Here is an 11,685-nt window from a genome sequence, read left to right as displayed (position 1 = left end):
CCAGGGCGCTGCCCTGGACCCGTCGGGGGGGATAATCCCCCCCGAACCCCCGTAGTTACCGAGCAGCCACAAATGATCAATCCGCCCGAGGAGAATCAGCGGGGAGGTATTGGTGACCAGTTGCTCAATCACCGAAGCACTCCTCCCGCAACTCCTCCCTGGTGACTTGCACGGCGGGAATGCGGCGCCGATAGAGTTCGTCCAGGAATTCGGCCCGACTCACCGAAGCGAACTCTGCCGCTTTGGATTGGGCGATCCAGCCCTGGGCATACCATTGCACGGCGGCGGCCAGGCGCATCTCCGATACGAATTCTTCAGGAGAGCGGCGCAAAACGGATAGGATATCTGCCGGTATTTCCATCGTCACGGTCGTCATGGTCATTTTTCCCAAGCACGATCACAATCTGGAAGAGGAGGGAATTGCCCAAAGGAAAACTCAAACGAGGAGGTGAGCTTGAAAGGGTGCAGCAGAGGTGCGACCGGGGGGATTCGAAGGGGCGATTTGCCGCCGCCCCGTGGGGCGGCGGCAAAAGCTTTTTGACTCACAGGGCGATGACGTTGTCCGCTTTGGGACCCTTGTCACCCTGGGTGATGGTGAACTCGACCTTCTGACCCTCGGCGAGGGTCTTGAAACCGGAGCCGGCGATGCCGGAATGATGCACGAAAGCATCACCCTTGCCGTTGGCCCGTTCCACAAAGCCGAAACCCTTGCTCTCGTTGAACCATTTCACAGTTCCTGTCTCACGAGCTGCCATGTTTTTTCTCCAAAAAAGTTTTGATGGGTGTGGCAGCGGATTTCAATAGAACCAAGAAATGGGCCTGAAAGCTGTGTTTGTCCGGACTGTGTGCGTTGGAGTCTGAAAACCGCGAGGGAATCCGAGAACTGTACCGCAGGTTCGATAACGACAATGTGCTTTTGCTCCACGTTGGGCTATGCTTTTCAATACTGCCATGCTGGTAGCCATTAAACACGACCGCCGGCGGGCTGTCAAACAAAATCGTCCGGAGTGGAAGCTTTTTTTGCAATGGGCTCTCAGGCGTCGCGGGGGCCTTGCATGTGGCGGGCGGAATGGCCATCTATGGTAGGTGACTGGGCGCGTCCCGGTGGATTGCACGGATCGACATCAACGGATGCAAGGGAGATCTCCACATGCAAAAGGCAGTTTGTCTCCGGACGGTCCCGGATGGGAGAAGCGGGAAGAGGGGGAGGGCTTGGTACGCCTCGGCAGGGCTGATGGCGCTGCTTCTGCTGGTCCAACTGGTCATCGTTCCGCCGGGGCGGGCCCGGGAGATGCCCGATCTCACCGGACTGGTGGAGGAGTTGCAACCGGTGGTGGTCAATATCGTCACCAGCAAGAAGGTTCTCGGCGGACTGACCGACAAGCTGCAGAATCCTTTTCACGGCAGCCCCTTCGAAGATTTCTTCCAGCCCTTTCTGGACCGCATGCCCCAGAAGGACCAGCAGAGCCGCAACATGGGCTCCGGGGTGATCATCGACGAAGAGGGTTACATCCTGACCAACCATCACGTCATCGAAGATGCCGACGAGATCAAGGTGCGGCTTTCCAATGAAAAGGAGTACGTCGCCAAGGTCATCGGCAGCGACGCCAAGACCGATCTGGCCCTGATTCGCATCGAAACCGATCAGAAGCTGCCCAAGGCCAAGCTGGGTGACTCCGCGGCCATCAAGGTGGGGGCCTGGGTGATCGCGGTGGGCAATCCGTTCGGGCTGGAGGCCACGGTGACCGTGGGTATCCTCTCCGCCAAGGGGCGTTCCATCGGCAACGGTCCTTACGACGACTTTCTGCAAACCGACGCCGCCATCAATCCCGGCAACTCCGGCGGTCCCCTCTTCGATCTGGAGGGGCGGGTCATCGGCATCAACACCGCCATCTACTCCCGTTCCGGGGGTTACATGGGCATCGGTTTCGCCATTCCCATCAACATGGCCAAAAGCGTGGTCAGCCAGCTCAAGGACTCCGGTCGGGTGACGCGCGGCTGGCTGGGGGTGGGCATCCAGACGGTGACGCCCGAACTGGCGACCGCGCTGGGTCTGGACGAACCCAAGGGAGCCCTGGTCTCCCAGGTCAATCAACCCGGCCCGGCCCACGATGCCGGTTTCAAGCCGGGGGATGTCATTCTGAAATTCAATGGCAAAGCCATTCACAAAATGAAGGATCTGCCGGCGACGGTGGCCTCCACGCTGGTGGGTGAGACGGTTGCGGTGGAGATACTGCGCGATGGCGCGGCCAAGACGCTGAAGGTCAAGGTGGCGGAAATGCCGCCGGAAGAGGCCACCTCAACCGCGAAAGCCGCCCCCGGCAAGTCCGATCCCCTCGGGATGAAGGTGCATACCCTGTCGGAGATGCCCAAACGTCCCAACGGCATCGGCGACGAGGTCAAAGGGGTGGTGGTGGTGGGTGTCGATGCCGATGGCGCGGCGGCCCGCGCCGGCATTCGCAAGGGGGATGTCATCGTCGATCTCAATTCCAGGGCGGTGGCCACGGTGGCTGATTACAACAAGGCACTGGAGAGTTTGGGCAGCGGCAAGACGGTGCTGGTGCGCATTCTGCGCGACAACAAGCCGCTGTTCGTGGCGGTGCAGCGCTAGGAATCCTTTCAGTCATACCGGGGTCCGGGGGGGATTATCCCCCCCGGCGGGGTTCGGGGCGGAGCCCCGAGGTGTTGACGTGGCCTTTGGCGGGTCGAGACCAATAGGTGAAATGCCCAACGTCGCACCGATTCCAAACCCTGTCTCCCTCGACCCGCCGGAGGGGGCCAGGGGAGGGACTCATCCTCCCCCTCCTTGAACGCGCCACCCGGACGCAGCTCGGGCTGTTCGAACAGAACGCTCGAAGCGAACCCGAATCAACCCCCGTCTATCTCAGCCGTAAAGACACAGATAGGCGGTATCCACCGTCACCCGCAACTGAAAGGTCCGTCCGGCTTCCACCACGAAGCCCGATCCCGGCCCGAAATGCCGCCAGTCCGTTTCCCCCGGCAGTTGCACCACCAGCTCCCCGCTGATCACACTCATGGTCTCCTTTTGAGAGGTGCCGAATTCGTACTCGCCGGGCGCCATCACTCCCACCGTGGCGGGCAGCGTGGCCGTTTGAAAGGCGATGGACTTGACCGTACCGTTGAAATACTCGTTGACCTTGAACACCCGTTTCTCCTTCCTTTGTGAATGACGGCCCCCAACCGCCCGATCAATAATCCCATCTCCCGCATCCTGTCAATTGCTGCCCGTCGTTGGAGCTTGAATGCCGAGCCCAACGGAGGTATCTTCATCCCAAGAAAAATAAAAATGCAAAAGAGTTGAATGTACATAAAAATAGGGACGAATCGCGCCCATCGTCATCTTATCGGAAGTGGACGAAACCGCTGTGAACGATCCGCATCAGGGGACGGGTCTCACTCTTGTATCGAGGCTGGTGAACAGTCGGGCCACCGCATGGGTTGTTCTGGTGGCGGCCACCGTGCTGACGGGGGTGGGCTGGCGCGTCGCTTCCGATTCGGTGGAAACCCGGGCGAGAGAACGCATGACCTTCCTGGTGGACGATGCGCGCGTGGCGATCGTCAAACGCATGCAGGAGTACGAACAGGTGCTGCGCGGAGGGGAGGGGCTGTTCAACGCCTCGCGCGAGGTTACCCGCCGGGAATGGCGCAACTATGTGGATACCCTGCATCTCGAAACCTTCTGGCCCGGTATCCAGGGACTTGGTTTCGCCCTCATGATCCCGCCCGCCGAGCGGGAGGCGCATCTTCGGCAGGTACGGGCGGAGGGTTTTCCCGACTATACCGTTCATCCTGAAGGCGAGCGGGAGTTGTACAGCGCCATTCTCTATCTGGAACCCTTTCGGGATGCCAATCTGCGGGCTTTCGGCTACGACATGTACTCCGAAAGGGTGCGTCGTTCGGCCATGGACCGGGCGCGGGATACGGGGCAGGTGGCCCTTTCCGGACGGGTGATCCTGGTTCAGGAGAGTGACCGCAATCCGCAGGCCGGTTTGCTGATGTACCTTCCGGTTTACCGGGAGGGGTGGCCGGCGGGCAACGTGGAGGAGCGCCGCAAGGCTCTGCGGGGCTTTGTCTACGGCGCTTTTCGCATGGCCGACCTGATGCGGGGCATTCTGGGACACGGCGTTCCCGATCTCGATTTCGATCTTTTCGACGGCACCGTACCCGGAGAGCCGAGCCTGCTCTTCTCCACGGTGGATGAGGAGGCGGACATCGCCACCACGGCCCGGTATCAGGAGGAGCGGCTGCTCGCCGTGCCGGGGCGCACCTGGCTGGCGCAGTTCCGCAGCCGGCCCGCTTTCCAACGGACCACGGATTCCGACCAGCCGTTGCTGGTGGGCCTGCTGGGTCTGGTGGTCGATCTGCTGCTGTTCGTCATGTTCCGCTCCCTGAGCGGGCAGAAGGAGCGCATGCTGCAGGAGGCGCAACGCATCGGACACGAGTTGACCCGCGCGGAATCGCGCTACCGGGAGATGGTGGACAACGTCCGGGACTGCATCTTCCAGCTGGATGCCAACGGCTGCTGGAGCTATCTCAATCCCGCCTGGCGGGAGATTTCCGGTTACGACGTGACCGAGGTTCTGGGGCGCCCGTTTCAGGAGTATATCCACCCGGATCATCGGCCCCGATTTCTGCAACACTTCGCCATGCTGGCCGACCGCCGCCGGGAGTTCATTCGGGACGAGGTGGCCGGTCTGCATCGCAGCGGCGAGACCCTCTGGGTGGAGGTCTATGTCGGCGTCCATCGCAACGAGCAGGGACGCTTCGTGGGGGTTTACGGCACCTTTCGCGACATCTCCGCCCGTCGGCGGGTCGAGCAGGCCATCCGGGAGGCCCAGCAGGCCGCCGAGTCGGCCAATCGGGCCAAATCGGAGTTTCTGGCCAACATGTCCCACGAACTGCGCACCCCCCTCAACAGTTTGTTGATTCTCTCCCGATTGTTGAGCGGCGACGCCAACCTCACCCCGGAACAAGTGGCGTCGCTGCGTGTCATCCACGAGAGCGGTACCGACCTGTTGCAACTCATCAACGATATTCTCGACCTCTCCAAGGTGGAGGCCGGACGCATGGAGGTCGTGGCCGAATGGACCTCCTTCGAAACCTTGCTGGAGAATCTGGACCGGCAGTTCCGTCACGTGGCCCTCTCCAGGGGGTTGAACTGGGGCATGCAGTGCGAGGCGGGCCTGCCCTCGGGCCTCATGACCGATCGCGGCAAGGTGATGCAGATTCTGCGCAACCTGCTGGCCAACGCCTTCAAGTTCACCGAACGGGGTGAGGTGCTTTTCCGCATCCATCGCGTTGCGGATGTCACGCCGGGGGGCAACGGACGACTGGCCCTGACGGTGAGTGATACGGGTATCGGCATTCCCGAGGCGCAGCAGCAAGAGATCTTCGAAACCTTCCGGCAAGTGGACGGCGCGACCGGTCGCCGATACGGCGGCACGGGACTAGGTTTGTCGATCTCCCGCAGTTATGCCCGCCTGATCGGCGGGGAGGTCGTCGTGGAGAGCCGCCCCGGTTTGGGCAGCGCCTTTTCGCTGCTGCTGCCGGAGAAGTTTCCCTTCCCGGAAAAGGTGCGTCTCCCGATGCCGGAAAGCGCGTCGCCGGCTCCGACAGCGGAAGCCCGCGAGGTCGAACCGTTTCGTGATGCGCGGGTACGGGTGCTGGTGGCCGACGACGACCTGCGCAACCGGTACGCCATCGGGCGACTGCTGGAAGAGCGGGTGGGTGAGGTCGTTTACGCCGGCAACGGCCAGGAGGTTCTCGTCTGTCTGGAGAAGGTTCCCGGCATTCATCTGGTCCTGCTGGACATCATGATGCCCGTTCTGGACGGCTACCGCACCATCGAGGCCATTCGCCGCCAACCCCGTTTTGCGGGGCTGCCCATCGTGGCCCTGACGGCCAAGGCCATGCCGGGTGACCGGGAACGCTGTCTGAATGCGGGGGCCAGCGCCTATCTGGCCAAACCGGTCGAGATCGGGAAACTCTTCGAGCTGATGAAAACCCTGCTTGTCCTGCCGGAGGGCTCCCCCCTGCCGGAGATCGTTCCGGCGCTTCCCGACCTCAGCGCCGTGAAACCGGCGCTCCCCGTCGCCGGGCCTTTGCGACTCATGGGACGTCCCGTGGCAATGCTGCTGGTGGAGGAGGATCTCCCCGAAGCCTTCACCCTGGCCATGCGCCTGCAACCCCGGCTGGAGAATCTGCTGATCGCCGCTTCCGTGGCGCAGGCGCGGAGGCGTCTGCAGGAACACCCGGAAGTCAACGTCATTCTGGTGGACGGCGTTCTGCTGGAGAGAGAGGGGGCCGGGTGGCTGTCATCCCTTTCCGGGGGGAACAAAGAGTCGCATTATCTGATACTGGCCGTGTCTCCTTTCGGGAGTGTGGAGCGATTTCTCGAACAGGGCGTGGATGCCTGTCTGCAAAAACCGCTCAATCCCGAAGCGTTGTACCGCCTGGTGGAACGCTGGTCAGCCGGCGATCGGAACGAATTGTTGAGGAAGGGTGAGAGGGCATGACCCTGCCATTGGCCTCGATTCTGGTGGTGGACGACAAGCCGGCCAATCTGATGGCCATGGAGCGACTGCTGCAGCCGCTTCCGGCGCGCATTTTCACCGCCTCCTCCGGAGCCGAGGCCCTCAACCGGGTGGTGGAAACCGATATGGCCCTGATCCTGTTGGACGTGGACATGCCGGGCATGAACGGCTACGAACTGGCCGTCCTGCTCAAGGGGTTCAATCAGACCCGTCATATTCCCATTCTTTTTCTCACGGCGGCCTTCACCGATCTGGAACACCGCAATCTGGCTTACGAAGCCGGTGGGGTCGATTATCTGGAAAAGCCCTTCGACGAAAAGATCCTGCTGGCCAAGGCGAGCGTTTTTCTGGAACTCCACCGGTTGCGTCAGGCCCAGGAACAGACCCTGACCCGCCTGAAACAGAGCGAAGCCTGGTTTCGGGCCATGGTGGACAATGTGGGCGTGGGCATGGTTCGCTTCGATCCGGGCCGCATGGGCATCATTGCCGCCAACCAGGCTTTTGCCGACTTCATCGGGTACACCCATCCCGACGAGCTGGTGGGTTTGAGCCTGAGCGCGGTGACCGCGCCGGAGGATCTGGCCGCCAGCGAGGAGAAGATCCGGCAGTTGCTGGAACAGCGCGTGGCCTCCTTTCAGCTGGAAAAACGCTATCGCCGCCGGGATGGGCGCATCGTGTGGGGTCGGGTCACCGCCTCCCGCATTCCGGCCATGGGTGACGTACCCTCCCACCTGGTGGCTGCGGTGGAGGACATCACGGAACGCAAAGCCGTGGACGGGCGCCTGCAGCTTCTGCGGGAGGAGATGGACCAGTTTTTCAGCCTGACCCTGGACCTGCTCTGCATCGCCGATATGGAGGGCCGTTTTCTGCAACTGAATCCCTCCTGGGAAGGCACGTTAGGCTACTCGCTGGCCGAATTGGAGGGCAAACGTTTTCTGGAACTGGTGCATCCCGACGACCTTTCCGCCACCCTGGCGGCCATGGAGACCCTCGCGGCGGGTCGCCCGGTGTTGAATTTCACCAACCGCTATCGCTGCCGGGACGGCAGCTATCGTTGGATCGAATGGCGTTCCACCACCTACCAGAACCGTCTGGTCTATGCGGCGGCGCGGGATGTAACGGAACGGCTTCTGGCCGAGGAGAGCCTGCGCAAGGCCAAACAGGAGGCGGAGGCGGCCAATCGGGCCAAAAGCGAATTCCTGGCCAACATGAGTCATGAGATCCGTACCCCCCTCAACGCCGTTCTCGGCATGGGAGAGCTGCTCTGGGAGCGGGATCTGGACGAGACCGAACGGCGCTACGTGCAGATCTTTCGCGGCGCGGGAGAGGTGCTGCTCTCGGTGATCAACGATGTGCTGGATATGGCCAAGATCGAATCGGGGGAGCTGGTCCTGGAGCATACCTCCTTCGATCTGCGTCAGCTTCTGAACACCACCACCGAGATCATCGCCCTGCGGGCCCAGGCCAAGGGATTGCCGCTGGAGGTACGCCTGGACGAGGAGGTTCCCGCACGCATGACGGGCGATCCCCTGCGCATCAGCCAGGTGTTGATCAACCTGTTGGGCAACGCGATCAAATTCACCGAAAGCGGGCGGGTGGTTCTCTCGTTGACCCTGAATCGGCGGCAGGGGCTGCCGCCGCTTCTGGAGTTTTCGGTTCAGGATAGCGGCATCGGCATCGAGGAAGAGAAGTTGCGGTCCATTTTCCGCCCCTTTTCTCAGGCCGACAGTTCCATCACCCGGCGTTACGGTGGTACGGGACTGGGTTTGGCCATCTCCCGCCGGCTGGTTCAGGCCATGGGAGGAGAGTTGCGGGTGGAGAGCCGGGTCGGGCAGGGCAGCCTCTTCTTCTTTTCCGTCGGATTGGAAGGGGAGGCCTCCGGGATACGTTCCGCCACCGCCGAAGAGGGTAACGCCCATTTTCCGGGGCTGCGCATTCTGATAACCGACAACTCCGAGATCAATCGCTTCATCCTGCACGAAAGCTTCCGGGAGAGCGGTGCGGAGATCATCGAGGCTCAGGATGGGGCCGAAACCCTGGAAACGATCGCGTTGGCCCGGCAATCCCGTCGGGATATCCATCTGCTGCTGCTGGACAGGATGATGCCGGGCATGGACGGTTTCACGGTGGTGGAGCGCTTGCGGCGGGAGGGGATCGCCCCGCCGCTGATCCTGATGCTCTCCTCGTCGAGGCAGGAGGGGGACGAGGAGCGATGTCGGGAGCTGGGCATCGCCGCCTGTCTGCTCAAACCCGTCAAACGCCGGGAGCTGCATGCCCTGATCCGGCGTCTGCCCAGCCGGGGCAGAGATCCCGGCCAACCCGTGCGGCTGCTGGTCGCGGAAGACGCGCTGGACAACCGCCTGCTGCTTTCCGCCTATCTGGAGAGGAGTCCCTACCAGGTGGTCTTCGCCGAAAATGGCCGGGAGGCGGTGGAACAATTTCAGACGGAAAGCTTCGATCTGGTTTTCATGGATGTGCAGATGCCCGAGATGGACGGACTCTCCGCCACCCGCTATCTGCGGGAGTGGGAGAGCCGGCGGAACCGCCTGCCCACGCCGATCATCGCCCTGACCGCCTATGCCCTCTCCGAGGATGTGGCCCGCGCCATGGAGGCGGGCTGCAGCGCCCATCTGGCCAAGCCGGTGAAGAAGCGTCAGTTTCTGGAGTGTGTGGCGCGGTACCTGCCCGAAGCGGCGGGGTGAACCCTATCCAATGGCTCGAACCTCCGACGGTCACCAGGCGCATCGGGCCAAGTCCACTGGCAATAGTCCACCAGGTAGGATAGTCTGAGGCAGGCCTGCGCGATTTTGGAGGTGATTGCCGTGAATCCCCTGTCTGAAAAACATTCCGTTCTCGTGGTGGACGACACCCCGGACAACCTGACTCTGGTCCACGAACTGCTCAAGACCGACTACAAGGTGCGGGTGGCCAACAGCGGGGAGCGGGCGCTGAAGATCGTCCGGGGGGAGACCCCGCCGGATCTGATCCTGCTCGATGTCATGATGCCCGGCATGGACGGTTTCGAGGTGATCCGCCAGCTCAAGGCCGAGGAGACCACGCGCCACATTCCGGTGATCTTTCTGACCGCCCGGAGTGAAGTCGATGACGAGGAGCGCGGACTGGCCCTGGGAGCGGTGGATTACATCACCAAGCCCATCAGCCCGCCGATCCTCTCGGCGCGGGTGCGCACCCACCTGGCCTTGAAGGTGGCGCGGGATCAGTTGCAGAACCAGAACAGCCTGCTGGAGAGCAAGGTTGCGGAACGAACCCGGGAGCTGATGATCTCCCAGGAGAAGCTGAAGAAACTGGTGGAACTGGGGCTGGCCCTGACCCAGGAGCGGGATACCGACCGGTTGCTGGAGATGATTCATCGCGGCGGCATGGAATTGACCCACGCCGATGCGGCCACCCTCTATCTGTGTACCGGAGAGGATAGCCTGGCCTTTTCCATCCGCTCCCGCAAGGACGCGCTGCCCATGTCCACCCTGCCTTTCCGGGACGCGGTGACGGGCAAGGAGAATCACCATTATATCGCGGTGCATGTGGCCCTTTCCGGGGAGAGCGTCTGCCTGGACGATCTGTATGTGGCGAGTGATCCCTTCGATATCTCCGGGGTGCGCAAGTTCGACGAGGCCACCGGGTACCGCACCCGTTCGATGCTGGCGGTTGCCCTGAAATCGCGTACCGGAACGCCGGTCGGGGTGTTGCAACTGATCAACTGCAAGGATCCCCTTACCGGAGAGGTGGTGCCGTTCAACCATGAGCTGATCCAGGTGGCCGAGGCCATGGGGGCGCAGGCGGGCATCGCTCTGGACAACCACCACCTCATTCTCGAACTGGAAAAGCTCTTCGAGGCCATCATCAAGCTGATCGCCAGCGCGGTGGACGCCAAATCGCCCTATACCGGGGGCCACTGCGAGCGGGTGCCGGAGTTGGGACGCATGCTGGCGGAGGCGGCCTGTCGGGCGACGGAGGGTCCCTTCGCCGACTTCACCATGACGGCGGGCGAGTGGAAGTCGTTCCATCTCGCGGGATGGTTGCACGACTGCGGCAAGGTGACCACGCCGGAGTTCGTGGTGGACAAGGGCACCAAGCTGGAGACCCTCTACAACCGCATTCACGAGATTCGCACCCGCTTCGAGGTGTTGCGTCGGGATTGCGAGATCGCGGCGCTGAAACAGCAGATGGAGCCGGGGGCGGACCGGGAACGCATCGAAGCGGAGAAGGCGGCGGCATTCGCCCAACTGGAGGCCGATTTCGCCTTCCTGGCACAGTGCAACGTGGGGGGTGAATTCATGGCCCCGGCGCTTCTGGAGCGGCTGGATAACATTGCCAAACGCACCTGGCAGCGCACCTTCGACGACCGGCTGGGACTATCCCATGTGGAGCTGGACCGCCTGAAGAACAGTGCGCCGCAGCCGTTGCCGGCGACGGAGCTGTTGCTGTCGAACAAGCCTTGGCACCTCATCTCGCGGGAGGAGATGCCTCTCTCCTACGATCCCGAGGCGCTGGGTATTCGTCTGCCGGCACCGGAGCATCTTTACAACAATGGCGAGTTGTACAATCTGCGTATCGCTCGGGGCACGTTGAACGACGAAGAGCGGTACAAGATCAACGAACACGTCATCTATTCGATCATCATGTTGTCGCAACTGCCTTTTCCCAAGGGGCTCAACAACATCGTCGAGTTTGCCGGGGCGCATCACGAGACCATGAACGGCAAGGGCTATCCGCGCCGTTTGGGCCGGGAGCAGCAACCGGTGCAGGGGCGGATGCTGGCCATCGCCGATGTCTTCGAGGCGCTGACGGCTTCCGACCGGCCCTACAAAAAAGCCAAAACCCTGTCGGAAGCCTTGAAGATCATGTCCTTCATGGTCAAGGACCAGCATCTGGACGGGGAGTTGTTCGATCTGTTCCTCACCAGCGGGGTTTATCAGGACTACGCCGACACCTATCTGCCGCCGGAGCAGGTCGATGCGGTGGACATCCGCAACTACCTCAGCGCCGAGGCTCGGGCGGCGCCGGGGTGAGGGCGGATTCGGGGGGCCTGGGTTATTCCATTTCTGTTTCAATTTTACATTATTGCAGGGGTCTGGGGACCATCATGGTCCCCAGCAGGGGGTTGGGGACG

7 protein-coding genes are annotated in these 11,685 nt (G+C 62.1%); 4 read left to right on the top strand and 3 right to left on the bottom strand.

Annotated features, from left to right (window positions below; genetic code table 11):
- Positions 1-124: 124 nt before the first annotated feature.
- Both HQL56_13820 and HQL56_13815 read right to left on the bottom strand, forming a co-directional pair.
- A complete protein-coding gene (locus HQL56_13820; protein ID MBF0310598.1) occupies positions 125-376 on the bottom strand; it encodes a UPF0175 family protein in 252 nt (83 codons plus the stop codon).
- Positions 377-542: 166 nt separating this feature from the next.
- On the bottom strand, positions 543-755 hold the full coding sequence (locus HQL56_13815; protein ID MBF0310597.1) for a cold-shock protein: 213 nt from the start codon (positions 753-755) through the stop codon (positions 543-545).
- 479 nt (positions 756-1,234) lie between these two features.
- Between HQL56_13815 and HQL56_13810 the strand changes: the two genes are divergently transcribed.
- Positions 1,235-2,611, top strand: a complete 1,377-nt coding sequence (locus HQL56_13810) for a DegQ family serine endoprotease (GenBank protein MBF0310596.1) — start codon at positions 1,235-1,237, stop codon at positions 2,609-2,611.
- A gap of 273 nt (positions 2,612-2,884) precedes the next feature.
- Here HQL56_13810 and HQL56_13805 read toward each other — a convergent pair whose 3' ends face one another.
- On the bottom strand, positions 2,885-3,166 hold the full coding sequence (locus tag HQL56_13805) for a pyrimidine/purine nucleoside phosphorylase (protein ID MBF0310595.1): 282 nt from the start codon (positions 3,164-3,166) through the stop codon (positions 2,885-2,887).
- Between the two features lie 220 nt (positions 3,167-3,386).
- On the opposite strand from HQL56_13805, the gene HQL56_13800 reads away from it, so the two are divergent.
- The 3 genes from HQL56_13800 to HQL56_13790 all read left to right on the top strand — a co-directional run bounded on the left by HQL56_13800 (position 3,387) and on the right by HQL56_13790 (position 11,584).
- Positions 3,387-6,536, top strand: a complete 3,150-nt coding sequence (locus HQL56_13800; GenBank protein ID MBF0310594.1) for a CHASE domain-containing protein — start codon at positions 3,387-3,389, stop codon at positions 6,534-6,536.
- The gene (locus HQL56_13795; protein MBF0310593.1) at positions 6,533-9,256 is read left to right on the top strand and encodes a response regulator; all 2,724 of its coding nucleotides are present in this window, start codon (positions 6,533-6,535) and stop codon (positions 9,254-9,256) included. Before HQL56_13800 ends, HQL56_13795 begins: the two co-directional genes overlap by 4 nt.
- Positions 9,257-9,385: 129 nt before the next feature.
- The gene (locus tag HQL56_13790; protein MBF0310592.1) at positions 9,386-11,584 is read left to right on the top strand and encodes a response regulator; all 2,199 of its coding nucleotides are present in this window, start codon (positions 9,386-9,388) and stop codon (positions 11,582-11,584) included.
- Positions 11,585-11,685: the final 101 nt, after the last annotated feature.

Source organism: Magnetococcales bacterium (genome assembly GCA_015231925.1).
Lineage (GTDB): Bacteria > Pseudomonadota > Magnetococcia > Magnetococcales > JADGAQ01 > JADGAQ01.
The sequence above is the reverse complement of the archived record's forward strand: the minus strand, read 5'-3'. Positions and strand labels throughout refer to the sequence as shown.